The 16137-nt window shown below is 59.3% G+C and carries 17 protein-coding genes and 1 tRNA gene; 13 read left to right on the top strand and 5 right to left on the bottom strand.

The genetic code is table 11. The annotated features are described in order from the left end of the window. The first annotated feature begins 21 nt into the window (after positions 1–21). The 5 genes from ACIPIZ_RS11790 to ACIPIZ_RS11810 are packed head-to-tail and all read left to right on the top strand — an operon-like array spanning position 22 to position 5403. The gene (locus ACIPIZ_RS11790; protein ID WP_401165420.1) at positions 22–1314 is read left to right on the top strand and encodes an OprD family porin; all 1293 of its coding nucleotides are present in this window, start codon (positions 22–24) and stop codon (positions 1312–1314) included. A gap of 53 nt (positions 1315–1367) precedes the next feature. Next, a complete protein-coding gene (locus tag ACIPIZ_RS11795; protein WP_034153137.1) occupies positions 1368–2345 on the top strand; it encodes a tripartite tricarboxylate transporter substrate binding protein in 978 nt (325 codons plus the stop codon). Between the two features lie 56 nt (positions 2346–2401). Continuing rightward, a complete protein-coding gene (locus ACIPIZ_RS11800; RefSeq protein WP_122853640.1) occupies positions 2402–2860 on the top strand; it encodes a tripartite tricarboxylate transporter TctB family protein in 459 nt (152 codons plus the stop codon). A gap of 1 nt (position 2861) precedes the next feature. Further along, positions 2862–4376 carry a tripartite tricarboxylate transporter permease gene (locus ACIPIZ_RS11805; protein ID WP_105708443.1) on the top strand — a complete coding sequence of 505 codons (1515 nt, stop codon included), beginning with the start codon at positions 2862–2864 and terminating at the stop codon, positions 4374–4376. Next, positions 4369–5403: an AbrB family transcriptional regulator gene (locus ACIPIZ_RS11810; RefSeq protein ID WP_401165423.1), complete on the top strand. Its 1035-nt coding sequence runs from the start codon at positions 4369–4371 to the stop codon at positions 5401–5403. The genes ACIPIZ_RS11805 and ACIPIZ_RS11810 overlap by 8 nt, the downstream gene beginning before the upstream one ends. 85 nt (positions 5404–5488) lie before the next feature. Here ACIPIZ_RS11810 and ung read toward each other — a convergent pair whose 3' ends face one another. Continuing rightward, entirely contained in the window at positions 5489–6181 is a 693-nt protein-coding gene (gene ung, locus ACIPIZ_RS11815; protein ID WP_064119805.1) for a uracil-DNA glycosylase, read from the bottom strand. A gap of 132 nt (positions 6182–6313) precedes the next feature. Between ung and ACIPIZ_RS11820 the strand changes: the two genes are divergently transcribed. Beyond that, positions 6314–7426, top strand: coding sequence for an enoyl-CoA hydratase/isomerase family protein (locus ACIPIZ_RS11820; RefSeq protein ID WP_150647038.1), 1113 nt, complete (start codon positions 6314–6316; stop codon positions 7424–7426). Between the two features lie 54 nt (positions 7427–7480). Here ACIPIZ_RS11820 and ACIPIZ_RS11825 read toward each other — a convergent pair whose 3' ends face one another. Together ACIPIZ_RS11825 and ACIPIZ_RS11830 are read right to left on the bottom strand one after the other, a co-directional pair. Then, positions 7481–7888: a hypothetical protein gene (locus ACIPIZ_RS11825; protein WP_064388490.1), complete on the bottom strand. Its 408-nt coding sequence runs from the start codon at positions 7886–7888 to the stop codon at positions 7481–7483. A gap of 181 nt (positions 7889–8069) precedes the next feature. Beyond that, entirely contained in the window at positions 8070–8321 is a 252-nt protein-coding gene (locus ACIPIZ_RS11830; RefSeq protein WP_064388492.1) for a hypothetical protein, read from the bottom strand. A gap of 326 nt (positions 8322–8647) precedes the next feature. Between ACIPIZ_RS11830 and ACIPIZ_RS11835 the strand changes: the two genes are divergently transcribed. The 6 genes from ACIPIZ_RS11835 (at position 8648) to ACIPIZ_RS11860 (ending at position 13136) form a co-directional block, all read left to right on the top strand. Then, positions 8648–10135, top strand: a complete 1488-nt coding sequence (locus ACIPIZ_RS11835) for a diguanylate cyclase (protein WP_401165426.1) — start codon at positions 8648–8650, stop codon at positions 10133–10135. After that, positions 10128–10358 carry a cysteine-rich CWC family protein gene (locus ACIPIZ_RS11840; protein ID WP_401165428.1) on the top strand — a complete coding sequence of 77 codons (231 nt, stop codon included), beginning with the start codon at positions 10128–10130 and terminating at the stop codon, positions 10356–10358. Before ACIPIZ_RS11835 ends, ACIPIZ_RS11840 begins: the two co-directional genes overlap by 8 nt. Before the next feature lie 33 nt (positions 10359–10391). Beyond that, positions 10392–11084, top strand: coding sequence for a pseudouridine synthase (locus ACIPIZ_RS11845; protein ID WP_064388495.1), 693 nt, complete (start codon positions 10392–10394; stop codon positions 11082–11084). Between the two features lie 316 nt (positions 11085–11400). Next, a complete protein-coding gene (locus ACIPIZ_RS11850; RefSeq protein WP_105708428.1) occupies positions 11401–12285 on the top strand; it encodes an alpha/beta fold hydrolase in 885 nt (294 codons plus the stop codon). 158 nt (positions 12286–12443) lie between these two features. Then, positions 12444–12517, top strand: a tRNA-Gly gene (locus tag ACIPIZ_RS11855). Between the two features lie 214 nt (positions 12518–12731). Next, on the top strand, positions 12732–13136 hold the full coding sequence (locus tag ACIPIZ_RS11860; protein ID WP_064388546.1) for a type II toxin-antitoxin system HicB family antitoxin: 405 nt from the start codon (positions 12732–12734) through the stop codon (positions 13134–13136). A gap of 86 nt (positions 13137–13222) precedes the next feature. Here the strand turns inward: ACIPIZ_RS11860 and ACIPIZ_RS11865 are convergent, their stop codons facing one another. Continuing rightward, the gene (locus tag ACIPIZ_RS11865) at positions 13223–13585 is read right to left on the bottom strand and encodes a DUF6124 family protein (protein WP_064388498.1); all 363 of its coding nucleotides are present in this window, start codon (positions 13583–13585) and stop codon (positions 13223–13225) included. A 572-nt stretch (positions 13586–14157) separates the two neighbouring features. Between ACIPIZ_RS11865 and ACIPIZ_RS11870 the strand changes: the two genes are divergently transcribed. Beyond that, the gene (locus tag ACIPIZ_RS11870) at positions 14158–14886 is read left to right on the top strand and encodes a class I SAM-dependent methyltransferase (RefSeq protein ID WP_401165430.1); all 729 of its coding nucleotides are present in this window, start codon (positions 14158–14160) and stop codon (positions 14884–14886) included. Positions 14887–15113: 227 nt separating this feature from the next. On the opposite strand, the gene tam is transcribed toward ACIPIZ_RS11870, so the two are convergent. Next, entirely contained in the window at positions 15114–15884 is a 771-nt protein-coding gene (tam, locus tag ACIPIZ_RS11875) for a trans-aconitate 2-methyltransferase (protein WP_150647036.1), read from the bottom strand. Between the last annotated feature and the right edge of the window lie 253 nt (positions 15885–16137).

Consider the following 16137-nt stretch of genomic DNA (forward strand, 5'->3'; position numbering starts at 1 on the left):
CAATAAACGGAGTACACCCGCATGCTGTCCATGCAGCCTCAGGCTTCCACGCCTGTCCGCCCTTCCCGTTTCAGCCACACCGCCCTCGCCAGTGCCGCCGCCCTTGCCGGTTTTTCACCGCTGAGTTTTGCCGACTTCATTGAAGACAGCAGCGCCACCTTCGAAACCCGCAACATGTATTTCAACCGCGACTTTCGCGATGGCACCAGCGCGCAGCAATCCAAGCGTGACGAATGGGCCCAGGGTTTCATGCTCAATCTGCAATCGGGTTACACCGACGGCACCGTGGGGTTCGGTGTCGATGCGTTGGGCATGCTCGGCGTCAAGCTTGATTCGAGTCCGGACCGCACCGGCACCGGCCTGCTGCCAACCCACGACGACGGGCGCGCGGCGGATGAGTACTCCAAAGTCGGCCTGACCGGCAAAGTGAAAATATCTGCCACCGAACTTAAAATCGGCAGCCTGATTCCCGAACTGCCGATCCTCAAACCCAATGACGGGCGCATCCTGCCGCAGACCTTTGAAGGCGGTTTGCTGACCTCCAAAGAGATCAGGAACCTGACCTTCACCGGCGGCCGTCTGGAAAAAGCCAAGGATCGCGACAGCACCGATTTCGAGGACATCGCCCTCAACAACAAGAACAGCCGTTTTGCCGGCACTGCTGCCGGCAAGCACTTTGATTTTGGCGGAGTGGACTACAAGTTCACCGACAAGATCACCGGCAGTTACCACTTCGCCCAACTCGACGAAGTCTACAACCAGCACTTCTTCGGCCTGGTCGCCTCGCGGCCGATGGGCCCGGGCACGTTTGCCACTGACCTGCGTTTTGCCGTCAGCGATGACCAGGGCGCGGCCCGTGGCGGCGAGATCGACAACCGCTCGCTCAACGGTCTGGTCAGCTACGCGCTGAGCGGCCACAAGTTCAGCGCCGGTTATCAACACATGTCTGGCGACAGCGCCTTCCCGTACGTCGATGGCAGCGACCCGTACCTGGTCAACTTCGTGCAGATCAACGATTTCGCCGGCGCTGAAGAGCGCTCCTGGCAGGCGCGCTACGACTTCGACTTCGCCAAGCTCGGCATTCCTGGCCTGAGCTTCATGAGCCGCTACTTGAGCGGTGACAACATCAAGCTCAAGAACGGCGAAGAAGGCAAAGAGTGGGAACGCAACACCGAGATCAAATATGTAGTACAAAGCGGCGCCTTGAAGGATGTCGCCGTGCGTTTGCGTAATGCCACTTACCGCTCCAACTACTCGGCTCGCGATGCAGATGAAGTGCGTTTGCTGGTGAGCTACAGCGTTGCCCTTTGGTAAATGCCCGTAAGTGAAAAACACGTCGAATAACAACAATGCCCGTGGAGAATCGAATGAACCTGTCACTGCGTAAAGTTGCACTGGCCGCCAGTTGCATCCTGTTTGCCGGCCAACTGATGGCTGAACCGAAACGTCCGGAATGTATCGCCCCGGCCTCCCCCGGCGGTGGTTTCGACCTGACCTGCAAACTGGTGCAAAGCGCACTGGTCAACCAGAAGCTGCTGAGCAAACCGATGCGCGTCACCTACATGCCCGGCGGTGTCGGTGCAGTGGCCTACAACGCCGTGGTCGCGCAGCGTCCGGCCGATGCCGGCACGCTGGTCGCATGGTCGAGCGGTTCGTTGCTGAACCTGGCCCAAGGCAAGTTCGGTCGCTTCGATGAAACCAACGTGCGCTGGCTGGCGGCGGTCGGCACCAGCTACGGCGCCATCGCGGTGAAAAGCGATTCGCCCTACAAGACCCTCGACGATCTCGTTCAAGCGCTGAAGAAAGATCCAAGCTCGGTGGTGATCGGTTCCGGCGGCACCGTCGGCAGCCAGGACTGGATGCAAACCGCACTGATCGCCAAGGCTGCCGGGATCAACCCGCGTGACCTGCGTTACGTCGCCCTCGAAGGCGGCGGCGAAATCGCCACCGCCCTGCTCGGTGGCCACATCCAGGTCGGCAGTACCGACATCTCCGACTCCATGCCGCACATCCAGAGCGGTGACATGCGTCTGCTCGCGGTGTTCGCCGACAAGCGTCTCGACGAGCCGGAAATGAAAGACATTCCGACCGCTCGCGAGCAAGGCTACGACATCGTCTGGCCGGTGGTTCGCGGTTTCTACCTCGGGCCAAAAGTCAGCGATGAAGACTACGCCTGGTGGAAAGACTCGTTCGACAAACTGCTGGCCTCCGATGAGTTCGCCAAGCTGCGCGATCAGCGTGAACTGTTCCCGTTCGCCATGACCGGCCCGGAACTCGACACCTACGTGAAGAAGCAGGTCGCGGACTACAAAGTGCTGGCCAAAGAGTTCGGCCTGATCCAGTGATCGTCTCTGTCTAGCGGCTGCGTTCCCGTTTGCGGGGACGCGGCACAGGAGCTCCCATGCTTATTCAACGCATTTTCGCCTCCGTGCTGTTGCTGGTTTGCGCCGGTCTGGCACTGATGGCGTGGCCGTACCAAGCGGCTTTTTCCTACGAACCGGTGGGCCCGCGCGCCTTCCCTCTGCTGATGCTCGGCCTGATGGGCGCGGGGCTGCTGTACATGGTGTTCCGCCCGGCGCCGATCAAACACAGTGAAGACGAGCCGCCACTGGATCGCGAAACCCTGACCAAGATCGCCATTTGCGTCGCACTGCTGCTGGTGTTCGCCGGCCTCTTCGAACCGCTGGGTTTCATCCTCAGCAGCATCCTCATCGGCATACCGATGGCGCGCCTGTATGGCGGTCGCTGGATGCCGAGCATCGTGGTGACCACGCTGATGGCCATCGGTCTGTACCTGCTGTTCGACCGCGTGATGGAAGTCCCGCTGCCCCTTGGCCTGCTCGACGTGCTGGAGAACTGATATGGATACCCTCGGTTATTTGGGTCAAGGCTTCGGCGTCGCGCTGAGCCCGTACAACCTGGTCACGGCCCTGACCGGCACGCTGATCGGCACCGTCGTCGGCCTGCTCCCGGGCCTCGGCCCGATCAATGGCGTGGCGTTGTTGATCCCGATCGCATTCGCTCTCGGCCTGCCGCCGGAATCGGCGTTGATTCTGCTCGCGGCGGTGTATCTGGGCTGCGAATACGGCGGTCGGATCAGCTCGATCCTGCTGAACATTCCGGGCGAAGCATCGACCGTGATGACCACCCTCGACGGTTACCCGATGGCCCGTAAAGGCTTGGCCGGTGTGGCGCTGTCGCTGTCGGCGTGGAGTTCTTTCATCGGCGCGTTTATCGCCACCTGCGGCATGGTGCTGTTCGCCCCGCTGCTGGCGAAATGGGCGATTGCTTTCGGGCCGGCGGAATACTTCGTGCTGATGGTGTTTGCGATTGTCTGCCTCGGCGGCATGGCCGGGGATCGACCGTTGAAAACCTTCATCGCTGCGTTGATCGGTCTGTTCCTGTCGAGCGTCGGCATCGATGCCAACAGCGGTGTGTACCGCTTCACCGGCGACAACATCCACCTCACCGACGGCATCCAATTCGTCGTGCTGGTGCTGGGCCTGTTCTCGATCAGCGAGATCCTGCTGCTGCTGGAGAAAACCCATCGCGGCCAGGAAGCGGTGAAAGCCACCGGGCGGATGATGTTCAATTTCAAGGAAGCCTCGTCGGTGTTCGTGGTGAACATTCGTTGCGGCTTGCTCGGGTTCATCATGGGCGTGCTGCCGGGTGCCGGCGCGACGCTGGCCAGCGCCGTGGCTTACATGACCGAAAAACGCATCGCCGGTGCCAGCGGCAAATTCGGTCAGGGTGATGCCCGTGGCCTCGCCGCTCCGGAAACGGCCATCGGTGCTTCGGCCTGTGGTGCGTTGGTGCCAATGCTGACGCTGGGCGTTCCAGGTTCGGGCACCACGGCGGTGATGATCGGCGCGCTGTCGCTGTACAACATCACCCCGGGCCCACTGCTGTTCCAGCAACAACCGGACATCGTCTGGGGCCTGATCGCCTCGTTGTTCATCGCCAACATCATGCTGGTGATCCTCAACATCCCGATGATCCGCATCTTCACCCGCATCCTCGCCGTGCCGAACTGGGCGCTGGTGCCAGTGATCGCGATCATCACCGGGATCGGCGTTTACGCGGTACACGCGACCACCTTCGACCTGTTCCTGATGGTCGGTATCGGCATCTTCGGTTACATCCTGCGCAAGCTCGACTTCCCGTTGTCGCCGGTATTGCTGGGCTTCATCCTCGGCGGTCTGATGGAGCAGAACCTGCGTCGTGCGCTGTCGATTTCCAACGGTGCGCTGGAAATCCTCTGGTCGAGCCCGATCACCTTCGGTGTATGGATGCTGACCGCGCTGATGCTGGCCTTCCCGCTGATTCGCATCTGGCGCAAACGTTCGGTCGCGCGTCGCGCCATTGCCGATGTTTGATCGCGCCTCACTGAAATCCTGGTGGGGAACCCCGCTGGTCGGTCTGCTCGGCGGTTACCTCGCCAGCCAGATCGGCTGGCCTCTGCCGTGGATGGTCGGCTCATTGCTGGCGATCATCCTCGTGCGCTGCCTGACCCCATGGCAACTCACCGAAATCCCTGGCGGCCGCAAGTGCGGCCAGTGGATTGTCGGCATCGGCATTGGCCTGCACTTCACCCCGCTGGTGATGGAGCAGGTGCTCAGTCATTTCGGTTTGATCTTCTTCGGTGCGCTGGTCACCAGTGTGTCGGCGGTGGTCGGCGTGTGGTTAATGCGTCGTACCGGCGAGGATCGCGCCACGGCGTTTTTCTCGAGCATGCCCGGCGGTTCCGGCGAGATGGTCAACCTCGGTGCGCGCAATGGCGCGATGCTCAGCCACGTTGCGGCGGGGCAGAGTTTGCGAGTGCTGGTCGTGGTGTTGTGCGTGCCGGCGGCGTTCAAGTATCTGCTCGGCGATGGCAACCCGATTTCTCACGCAGGCAGCGTCGATTGGCGCTGGCTGGCAATTCTGTTTCCGGCGGGCGGTTTGCTCGCGTGGCTCTGGCAGCGTTTGCGCCAACCCAATCCGTGGCTGTTCGGGCCGTTGCTGGTGAGCGCGGCGGTGAGCATTGGCTGGGATTTGCACATCGGTTTACCCAATGGTGGCAGTCAGATTGGCCAGTGGCTGATTGGCAGCGGCTTGGGCTGTCACTTCAACCGGCAGTTCTTCCGCCGCGCGCCTTCCTTCATGGGGCGGACGTTGATTGGCACGGCGTTGACCATGTTGATCGCCACGCTGGCGGCGTTGGGGTTGAGTGCGCTGACCCATCTGGATCTGCGCTCGCTGACGCTGGGCATGATGCCCGGCGGAATTGCCGAGATGAGTCTGACGGCGGAGACCCTGCAACTGTCGGTGCCGCTGGTGACAGCGATGCAGGTGATGCGGCTGCTGTTTGTGCTGTTTCTGGCGGAGCCGTTGTTCAAGTACTGGAATCGTAGTCCCGAGTAAGACCGCATTGCCCCCATCGCGAGCAGGCTCACTCCTACAGGGGAACGCATTCCAACTGTAGGAGTGAGCCTGCTCGCGATGCTTTTCAAATCGGCGGCAAACGCCACTCGATCGGCGTCTCGCCATTCTGCTCAAGAAACTTGTTAGTGCGGCCAAAGTGTCCGCAACCCAAAAACCCGCGATATGCCGACAACGGCGACGGATGCACCGACGTCAGCACCAGATGTTTGGTCGCGTCGATCAGCTTCTGTTTGCTCTGCGCATGCGCGCCCCAGAGCATGAACACCAGATGCGGCTGGCGCTCGCTGACCAGTTCAATGATCCGGTCAGTAAAGAACTGCCAGCCCTTGTCCTTGTGCGCATTGGCGTTGGCGCGCTCGACGGTCATGGTGGTGTTGATCATCAACACGCCCTGATCGGCCCAGCTCTGCAGGTAGCCGTGATTGGGAATGTCGATGTTCAGATCGCGCTTCAACTCTTTATAGATGTTGACCAGCGACGGCGGCGCCGGCACACCCGGCTGCACCGAGAAGCACAAACCGTGGGCCTGACCCGGGCCGTGATACGGGTCCTGGCCGAGGATCACCACTTTCACCTTATCCAGCGGCGTCGAATTCAGTGCGTTGAAAATCATCGGCCCCGGCGGATAGATTTCCTTGCCGGCCGCCCGCTCCTGCTGCAGAAACTGGCGCAACTCTGCCATGTAAGGCTGGTCGAACTCAGCACGCAGTGCCTCCTTCCAGCTCGGTTCGAGTTTGATACGGTCGTCAGCAGTCATGGTCATACCCGGCAAAAACAATGGGGCGAACCCTAGGAAAGCCGGCCACGCTTGTCAATTGATCTGACGCAGATCCGGCACTTTCCCCCACAGCGATCATACTGATCGTTCAAATTCCCGATCGAGGTCACGATGAATCTGCACTTCGAAGAACTCACCGGCACCGACGGCGCCCGCATCGGTATCGCCAGCCTCGATGCTGAACAATCACTGAACGCGCTGTCTTTGCCGATGATCAACGCCCTCAGCGACAAGTTGAACGCCTGGGCCAAGGATCCGCAAATCGTCTGCGTGCTGCTGCGCGGTAATGGCGCCAAAGCGTTCTGCGCTGGCGGCGAGGTGCGCAGCCTGGTGGAAGCCTGTCGCGCTCACCCCGGCGAAGTACCACCGCTGGCCGCGCAGTTTTTCAGCGCGGAATATCGCCTGGATTACAGCCTGCACACCTATCCGAAACCGCTGATCTGCTGGGGTCACGGTTATGTGCTCGGCGGCGGCATGGGCCTGTTGCAAGGCGCCAGTACGCGGATTGTTACGCCGAGCAGTCGTTTGGCGATGCCGGAAATCACCATTGGTCTGTATCCCGACGTCGGCGCCAGTTGGTTTCTCGCACGGCTGCCGGGCAAGCTCGGATTATTCCTCGGCCTCACCGGTGCGCACATGAATGGTCGGGATGCGATCGATCTGGATCTGGCCGACCGCTTCCTGCTCGACGAACAACAGCCGCAATTGATCGAAGGCCTGCTGCAGCTCAATTGGCAGGAACAGACGGACATGCAGCTCAACAGCCTGCTCAAGGCTTTGCAGCAGGAAGCCGTGGCGCAAATGCCCGAAGCGCAGTGGCTGCCGCGTCGCCAGCAGATTGATGAGTTGCTGGATGTCAGTGACGTCACCTGTGCGTGGAAAGCCATCAGCCTGCAACGCGACAGCAGCGACCCGCTGATCGCCCGCGCGGCGAAAACCATGAGCGAAGGCTCGCCGCTGACTGCGCACCTGGTCTGGGAACAGATCATCCGTGCCCGGCACATGTCGCTGGCCGAAGTCTTTCAGATGGAATACACCCTGAGCCTCAATTGCTGCCGGCACCCGGAGTTCAGCGAAGGGGTTCGCGCGCGATTGATCGACAAGGATCAGAAGCCGCACTGGCATTGGCCGGATATCAACCATGTGCCGGAAGCGGTGGTTGAGGCGCACTTTCACAAGGTCTGGGAGGGGCGGCATCCGTTGGCGGATTTGACGCAGTATTGAAATCCGGGCACAAAAAAAGCGGCGCGTTATGCGCCGCTTTCTGTTGGCAGGTGATTACCAGCGGTTGCCACGTCCATTGTGGTCACCGCGTCCACTGTGTCGGTCATAGTTGCCACGACCGCGGTGATCGTTATCCCAACCGCCACGACGGTGGCCATCCCAGCGGCCGCGATCATTGCCGTGCCAGCGACGGCTTTCGTAGTGACGCGGGGCCGGTTGATAGTAACGCGGCGCCGATTGGTAATAGCGCGGTTGCTGGTAATACCGCGGAGCTGGTTGGTAATAGCGTGGCTGCGCGTAATACCTGCTGCCACCGTTGTAATACGTGCCACCCGTGTTGTAGTAGGCCGGTGCAGGTGATGTGTAGACCTCTGAGCTGTAATACGAGTCCGCGTAGGAGTACGGGACGCAACCGGCAACGGAAAACATCAACGCAGCAAGCAGAAGAATTCGTCTATACATGGCGGCCTCCTGGACCGCGGGTTGGCCACACCAGCGACGCTGGCAGGCGACAGTCAATTAATCGGTGACTGTCGAAAAATCAGACAGCGTTTTCGGCATCTGGTGCGTTCCTGCAACAAGTTGAAACAAGTGATCTATGAAACCTTGTTCATCCGCAAAAACACCGTCATTCAGCCGCTGATTAGTGGTGCCCACTGTGATATCCGCCGCCGTGATAACCCCGTCCGTAACCGCCGCGATAACCGTAGCCACCGTAGTAATAGCGGGGGCCGCTGTAGTAACGCGGGCCGTAATAACCACCGTAGTAATTGGGCGAGTAATAGCCGGGATAGTAGTAGGTGGCGGGGTAAGCATCGTAAGGGCCGGCGTAGTAATAACAACCGGACAAACCGAAAACCAGAACCGCGCCGAGCAACATCTTCTGAACACGCATGGCGGCCTCCTGAAAGACCCACGGCCGCAACGGAACAGAGCAGCCGACACACGTTTGACTGGGGCGGATCGATCCAGTGCCCGGTTCGCGATGGCTTCAGATCAGCGGTGTCCGCGCCATCGCAAAACCTTGTAGGAGTGGGCCTGCTCGCGATGACGGTGTATCAGCCACATCTTCACTGAATGTCACACTGCAATCGCGCGCAGGCTCACTCCTACAAGATTGGCTTTGCGCCAGGAACGACCATTCGCGCCGCACATGGAGCAGTTATTTCCCCGTGGTGCCATTAGAATGCTTGCCATCGGGCCACTGCCAACGGAACTGCCATGCCGCTTCGTTCTCCCCTGTACTCGCAACGTTCACTGGTTCTGACGCTGATCGCCCTGCTCGGCGCCGGGTTCCTCGCCACGTCGTTGCTCAGCTACTACGCCTCCCGCGCGTCGATCCGCGACAACATCGTCAACACCGAGCTGCCGCTGACCTCCGACACGGTGTACTCGGAAATCCAGAAAGACCTGGTCCGGCCGATCCTGATCTCCTCGATGATGTCCCGCGACACCTTCATGCGCGATTGGGTGGTGAACGGCGAGCAGAATCCCGAGCAGATGACCCGTTACCTCGACGAAGTCATGACCCATTACGGCGCCTACACCGCGTTCTTCGTCTCCAACAGCACGCACACCTACTACCACGCCAAAGGCGTGCTCAAGCAGGTCAAGATCGACGAACCGCGCGATGCCTGGTACTTCCGCGTGCGTGACATGAAGGATCCATACGAAATCAACGTCGACCCGGATCTGGCCAACAAGGACAACCTGACGTTCTTCATCAACTACAAGGTTTACGACTACCACAACCGCTTCATCGGTGCGGCGGGCGTCGGTCTGACCGTAGATGCGGTGATCAAACTGATCGACAAGTATCAACAGCGCTATCAACGCAGCGTGTATTTCGTCGATACCTTTGGCCGACTGGTGTTGACCGGCGCCGACGGTGGCCCGGAAGGCGCGCACATCGGCCAGAGCCTCGGCGAACTCGAAAGCATGAAAAGTCTGGTCAGCCAGTTGCCCAAACCGCACAGCGGCAGCTACGAATATTCCGCTCATGGGCAAGGGCATTTCCTCAACGTACGGTTTATTCCGGAGCTGAATTGGTACCTGTTTGTTGATAAACGCGAAGACGGCGCGCTGAGCGAAATCCGCCAGTCGCTGTATCTGAATCTGCTGATCTGCCTGCTGGTGACGCTGATTGTCCTGGCGCTGCTCAACCGTGTGATCAAACGCTATCAAAGCAAAATCCAGGCTCAGGCCACCCTCGACAGCCTCACCGAACTGCCCAACCGCCGTGGTTTCGACATACTCGCCGCACAGGCCCTGCACGAAGCGCAGCGCGAGACCAAACCGCTGACCGCGTTGCTGCTCGACCTCGATCACTTCAAAGTGTTGAACGACACTTACGGGCACATGGCCGGTGATCAGGTGTTGATCGGTTTCGCTCGCGATCTGCAAAGCTGCCTGCGCCATGCCGACATTGTCTGTCGCTGGGGCGGTGAGGAATTCATCGTTTTGCTGAAGGACACCGACGGCGACACCGGTCAGAAAATTGCCGAGAAGATCCGCCAACACGTCGAACAACACGAATATGCCTACGACGGCCACCGACTCCATCTGACCGTGAGCATCGGCGCCACCGCCCTGCAACGCGATGACACCTTGCACAGCCTGCTGTCGCGGGCCGATCATGCGATGTACCGAGCCAAACAAACCGGCCGCAATCGCACCTGCGTGGAAATGCCTCACTCGACTTATGCCTGATTCTGAAGTTAAACCCGACCTTTGCCCGGCCTGCGGCGCCCGTAACGACTGCAGCCTGGCCGACCCGCGCACCGCTGACCGCGAATGCTGGTGCTATGGCGTGAGCATCGACCCGGCCGTGCTTGAAGCGCTGCCGCCAGCGCTGCGCAACCAATCCTGCCTGTGCCCGCGTTGCGCGCAGGTCGAGGCGCAACTGCAAGCGGCCAAGCGGCCGATCCCGTAAGATGCGCGGCCCTTCATTCACCGAACTCTGAACATGCGCGTCGACCGTTTTCTCAGCAACCTGCCCCGCTACAACCGTCAGCAGGTTCGCCTGTTGCTGGTGGAAAAGCGCGTGCGGATTGACGGAAAAATCGTCAGCGATCCGCACAGCGAGGTGCTGGATTTCAGTCGCGTCGAAGTCGATGACGAAGTCCTGCAAAGCGGCAAACCGGCACGCTACTTCATGCTGCACAAACCACCGGGTTGCGTCAGCGCCACCCGTGATCCGCAGCATCCGACTGTGCTCGACCTGATCGATGAACCGGACAAGGACGACCTGCACATCGCCGGACGCCTGGACTTCAACACCACCGGCCTGATGCTGATCACCAACGACGGCGCGTGGTCGCGCCGCCTGACCCAGCCGCAGACCAAATTGCCGAAGGTCTATTACGTCGAGACCGAGCAGGAGATTGGCGCGCAATATGCGAGCACCTTTGCCGAGGGGATTTACTTCGCGTTCGAGGATCTGACCACGCAACCGGCGCAACTGGAGCTGCTCGGCCCACGCTCGGCGCGGCTCAGCATCGTTGAAGGTCGCTACCATCAGGTGAAGCGCATGTTTGGCTTTTTCAACAACAAAGTCCTGCGCCTGCACCGCGAATCCATGGGTCCGCTGCTGCTCGATAACGCGCTAAAACCGGGCGAGTACCGCGCTTTGCGCACCGAAGAGATCCATTTGTTCTAAGCCGGCGACCGCTCAGCAGAAGTTGTCGAACAATTTACCAACGGCACTTGCGCGATGCCGACTCCCCTGCTTGAATCAGGACGTCGGCCAGATTGTGACCGATGAGTCACAACATACTTCTAAGAAACTTTTTGCCGGTCGTAAGCCTCAGGGCTTCGCCTCAGCCGGCAGACTGCCCGCCAATAACAATACCCGTCGACCTGCCGTAACGGATCGACATGGGCCAAGCAAATTCCAGGCGTATGCCTACCTGTCACAAAGCTCGTGCAATGTCTATTTGCGCGCATACCCGCTTGCTTGCCAGGAGTCTTATGACATGAGGCCAGAAATCGCTGTGCTGGATATACAGGGTCAGTATCGGGTTTACACGGAGTTCTATCGCGCAGACGCCGCAGAAAAGACCATCATCCTGGTCAACGGCTCGATGGCCACGACTGCGTCGTTTGCACAGACTGTGAAAAACCTGCACCCGCAATTCAACGTGGTTTGCTACGACCAGCCCTACGCGGGCCGGTCAAAAGCCCACAACCGCCACGAGAAACATCTGACCAAGGACGTCGAAGGGCAGATTCTGCTCGAGTTGATCGACCACTTCGCCGCCGAACACGTGCTGTCGTTCTCCTGGGGCGGCGCCGCGACCCTGGTCGCCCTCGCCCACCAGCCACGGCGCATCGAACGGGCGGTGATCAGCTCGTTCTCGCCAGTGATCAACGCGCACATGCTCGACTACCTCGAACGCGGTGTCGACTACCTCGGCCAGCGCGACGGCGACCGCGTCGGCCATCTGGTCAACAGCACCATCGGCAAACACCTGCCATCACTGTTCAAACGCTTCAATTATCGCCACGTCAGCAGCCTCGCCGAGCACGAATACGGGCAGATGCACTTCCACATCAGCGACGTACTGCACAGCGATCGGCAGTGCTATCTGAACGCAGCGAAAAAGATCAACGTGCCGGTGCTGTTTCTAAACGGCGAATGGGACGAATACACCGCTGCCGAAGACGCACGCCTGTTCGGCAACCACGTGGCGCAGAGCACGTTCACCACGCTGCAAGCCACCGGGCATTTTCTCGATATGGAGCACAAGGCCGCTTGCCGCGATAGCCAGAACGCCCTGCTCGGCTTTCTGAAACCGGCGCAGCAGACCAGCCGAACGCGTTACTCGTTTGTTCAGGATCAACATGCATTCGCCATTTGAAAAAGTGTCATCGCGCGCGAGACTGCGGGGTTGGGATTTTGCTTTTCTCACTGCAGTGCTCGCCCGCGATTGACCGTTTGCAGTGATTCAAAGCGTTCATGAGTAAAAGAAAAACTTCAAATCCGTGGCCGAGTCTGGTACAAAGTCAGCCGCTCTGAGCGGGTATAGTTTAATGGTAGAACAGTAGCTTCCCAAGCTTCCGACGAGGGTTCGATTCCCTCTACCCGCTCCACTCGAATATTGGTCTCACGTTGTGATTTTGACGGGGGATGCAGGATAGAAAAACCGGCCCATAGGGCCGGTTTTTTTGTGGCTGGGATTTGAGGTTTGCCAATTGGGTGCAGAACCATTCAGAAACACACCGTTGATTGCAGATACGCCATCTCCCCTTACCCTTTGATCTCTCTAACGATAAGAAGCGCTGCGTGCTCAAGGGGATTATCCAGATGCTCTATCCAATCGCAATCTCTGCCAGTGACGGTGAGTGTGCCTGGGGTGTTGAGGTGCCGGATCTGCCAGGATGTTTTTCTGCCGGAGATGATCAAGAGGATGCCATTGAGATGGCAAAAGCGGCCATAGAGGCCCACATCGAAATTCTGGCGGAAAGTGGTGCAGCCATTCCGGTCGCTGGGAAACCTGGAACTCACTTCTCCAATCCGAAATACGCAGGCTGCGTTTGGGCGTTGGTGGACGCGGATGTCGGTCGGTGCCTCGGGAGTCCGCAAGAAGTGAGTATTACGCTGCCGGGCTACCTGCTTGAGCGCATTGATCTTCACGTTCACCATCATCCGGAGGAGAAGAATCGTTCGGCGTTTTTGACTTCGGCGGCGTTGCGGATGTTGGCGCCTTGAATCGTGAATGTCTGTAGCCGCAATTACAAAAAACCGGCCTTTAGAGCCGGTTTTTTTGTGTCTGCTACACCTCGACGATTTTGTGATTACCCCGCTGGCACGACCTTATCCAGTGCCTGATTCACCGCCAATTCTCCCAACATGACGACCTGCGCGATGCCGAGTGCAGTCTTGCGGTGTGAGGTGTCGAGCAACGCGGCGAAGTTGTTGAGCATGGTGGTGGCCGAGCCGAGGGTTTCGCTGGCGTTGGCCAGCAGAGACTCGGTGTCGTAGGTAGGGTTGGCGAGGTACATCGGTTCGGGTTCGTGGGTGGAACCCATGATTCTGGCCGTAGGGCTGAGATAGTGGTCGAGGGCGCGTTCGGCGGCTTCGTGGAATTTCTTTGAGTTGGGTGATTCGTAGGGGGATGCCGGATCGGTTTCCGGCGGATTGGGCGTAACTTTGAACATTGGATTGAGACCTTTTAGTAAGGCCGCAACCGATCTCGCTACTAAACGGATGGGTGGCAGCTGTGCGCAAGTTAGTAGACCGGACCCCAATCCAAATCCGGCGCACCCGAGGGCGCCATGCGCACAGCCACCATCAGGTGCAAGCATTCGCCTGACTGAGTGGTACTCATGCAGCTATTTAGATTGAGGATGCCGGGCTACTAAACCCGATCACTGGAAATCAGTGACGCGAACCAAGTTACCGACCGCCCCCCAGGCGCACAAGCCGGCGGATTCTGGCGTAGCGGTAGGCAACGGCGCAAGGATTTGTAGGCTTCAGGACGTAACACTGCACGCCTTTAAACACTTCGCCCGGAAGATGTTTACGCGGCGATAAAACATAGCGTTTTCCCCGACATTACAGACCCACAACACTCCGCCGGTTTTCACCTCTCGCCCAACCGACTAGCATTTCCCCATCGACCACCACCCTCCCCCTGCGCGGCCATCGACGAATACGCGCCATCACTTTCGAGGGATTCCAATCGCGGCCACGTTGCCGCTGACGATCGAACTCAAAAGAGCACTTCACCATGACGCAAAACATTTACGACGATCCCGAATTCTTTCAAGGCTACAGCCAGATGAACCGCTCCATCGGCGGCCTCGACGCGGCGCCGGAGTGGCCTGCGCTCAAGACGCTGTTGCCATCCATGCACGGTTTGAATGTGGTGGATCTGGGCTGCGGTTATGGCTGGTTCAGTCGCTGGGCGATTGAGAATGGCGCGGCCAGTGTCTTGGGGCTGGATGTTTCGGAGAAAATGCTGGAGCGCGCGCGGGAGTCTACAACGGAGTCGAACATTCGTTATGAGCGCGCCGATCTGGAACAGCTCGAGCTACCCGCCTGCAGTTTTGATCTGGCTTACAGCTCACTGGCGCTGCACTACATCAAGGATCTGCCGGGGCTGTTTGCGCACCTGTACGCGGCGCTGAAACCGGGTTCGCATTTTGTGTTTTCCATTGAGCATCCGATCTTCATGGCGCCGCGCAATCCGGGTTGGTTGATTGACGCTGAAGGTAACAAGCGTTGGCCGCTGGACAGTTATCAGTTGGAGGGTGAGCGGGTGACGAACTGGCTGGCTGAGGGCGTGATCAAGCAGCATCGTACGGTTGGGACATTGCTCAATTCGCTGATCGATGCGGGGTTCACGATTCGACATGTCAATGAATGGGGGCCGAGCGATGCTGAAATCGCGGCGCAACCGGCGCTGGCGGAAGAGCGGGAACGGCCGATGATGATGTTGGTGGCGGTGCAGCGCTGAGCTTAAAGCCCCTCACCCTAGCCCTCTCCCAGAGGGAGAGGGGACTGACCGAGTTGCCCTCCTGAGCTACGCCGACGTGCAAAATCGAGGCGAACTCAGGTTTGGAAACAACAACTCGGCTCCCTCTCCCTCTCCCTAGGGAGAGGGCTGGGCGGGCGGCGTCCCGATGAGGGGCCCGTCCGAAAGCGCACCCGAAATTCCCAGCCGAACAACACGTCCGACTCATTTCAACGTGTCGCAACGATAAACAACCTGGGAAATGGCAACAGCACCGAACCATCCGCCAACGCCGGATAAGCCTTCCCGACCTCCGCCAGATACTGCTCCAGGTACTGCGCCTTTTCCGCCTCGGTCAGCGGATTCAAAAACGGAATCAACCCACTCCCCTTGAACCACTCCACCACCCCCGCCGCCCCGCCAGACAGCTGATGGTGATAGGTGGTGCGCCACACATCGACCCGAGCGCAGTGTGGCCGCAGCATCGAGAAATAATCACTGGCACTCGCCATGTCGGTACGTTGCCCCGCAGCGCCGCTGAGCTTGCTCGCCCACGGACCATTCGCAGCGACTTCACGCATTAAACGGTGTGAGGATTCATTGAGGTTATCCGGCATCTGGATCGCCAGACTGCCACCCGCCGACAACTTGCTGGCCAGCGCCGGCAACAACGTCGCGTGATCCGGCACCCACTGCAATACGGCATTAGCGAAGATCACATCAAACGGCCCTGAATCGGCCCATTTATCAATCTCGGCGACATCGAAGCGCAAATCCGGCAAGCGCTTGCGTGCGGCATCGATCATGTCTGCCGAGCTATCCAGCCCGCTGATCTTCGCCCCCGGAAAACGCTGCACCAGCAACTCAGTCGAGTTGCCGGGACCGCAACCGATATCGACCACTGTTCGCGCTTCAGGTGTGGGAATCGCCGCCAGCAGATCACGGGCCGGGCGGGTGCGTTCATCTTCGAAAGCGACGTATTGTTTGGCGGACCAACTCATTGCGTTCTCCTGTCGGGACATTTCAGCGGTTCGTCACGATACAGGGTGCGCAGCGAGCAGTTCCACAGCGGCTCGATTTCAAACGGTGTCAGACCGGCCTGCCTGCTTATAGCCAATAGGTCGGACCTTCTGGATTCGGCGACCGTCCGTCGAGCCGGACAAAAGCGATTTTGACAGCTAAAAAATCGTACCTATAGTCAAGGAGCGGCAATCGGAAGGAACCCGAATCAGTCGATTTCGTGCAAGGAGCACG

This window comes from Pseudomonas sp. NPDC087690 (genome assembly GCF_044743175.1).
In the GTDB taxonomy this organism is placed as follows: domain Bacteria; phylum Pseudomonadota; class Gammaproteobacteria; order Pseudomonadales; family Pseudomonadaceae; genus Aquipseudomonas.